This window comes from Dellaglioa sp. CoH-56-MRSF-10 (assembly GCF_056782175.1).
Window position 1 is genome coordinate 1 of the sequence record NZ_JBXAYF010000032.1, and the last position, 486, is coordinate 486.

The following is a 486-nucleotide window of genomic DNA, read 5'->3' on the forward strand; positions in this document are numbered from 1 at the left end:
GGAAATAGCTCAGCTTGGTAGAGCACCTGGTTTGGGACCAGGGGGTCGCAGGTTCGAATCCTGTTTTCCCGATTAATAGATTGCCAAAATTTATTATGTGTTTTTATTTTATGGCGGCGTAGCTCAGCTGGCTAGAGCGTCCGGTTCATACCCGGGAGGTCAGGGGTTCGATCCCCTTCACCGCTATTTTCTACGTAAGAAGCTTGGACCTTTAGCTCAGTTGGTTAGAGCAGACGGCTCATAACCGCCCGGTCGTAGGTTCGAGTCCTACAAGGTCCATTACTTGTAGCTGATTCAAGTAGATTTTTAATTTTTTATGGAGGATTACCCAAGTCTGGCTGAAGGGAACGGTCTTGAAAACCGTCAGGTGGGTCAAACCACGCAAGAGTTCGAATCTCTTATCCTCCTTTTTAATATTATCGCGGGATGGAGCAGTCTGGTAGCTCGTCGGGCTCATAACCCGAAGGTCGTAGGTTCAAATCCTGC

General features: G+C 48.1%; 4 tRNA genes. All 4 read left to right on the top strand.

The window, feature by feature from the left end:
- The 4 genes from AC1RP4_RS07670 to AC1RP4_RS07685 all read left to right on the top strand — a co-directional run bounded on the left by AC1RP4_RS07670 (position 1) and on the right by AC1RP4_RS07685 (position 408).
- A tRNA-Pro gene (locus AC1RP4_RS07670) sits at positions 1 to 72 on the top strand.
- A 40-nt stretch (positions 73 to 112) separates the two neighbouring features.
- Positions 113 to 186, top strand: a tRNA-Met gene (locus AC1RP4_RS07675).
- 19 nt (positions 187 to 205) lie between these two features.
- A tRNA-Ile gene (locus tag AC1RP4_RS07680) sits at positions 206 to 279 on the top strand.
- Positions 280 to 318: 39 nt separating this feature from the next.
- Positions 319 to 408 (top strand) — tRNA-Ser (locus AC1RP4_RS07685).
- The last annotated feature ends 78 nt before the right edge of the window (positions 409 to 486 follow it).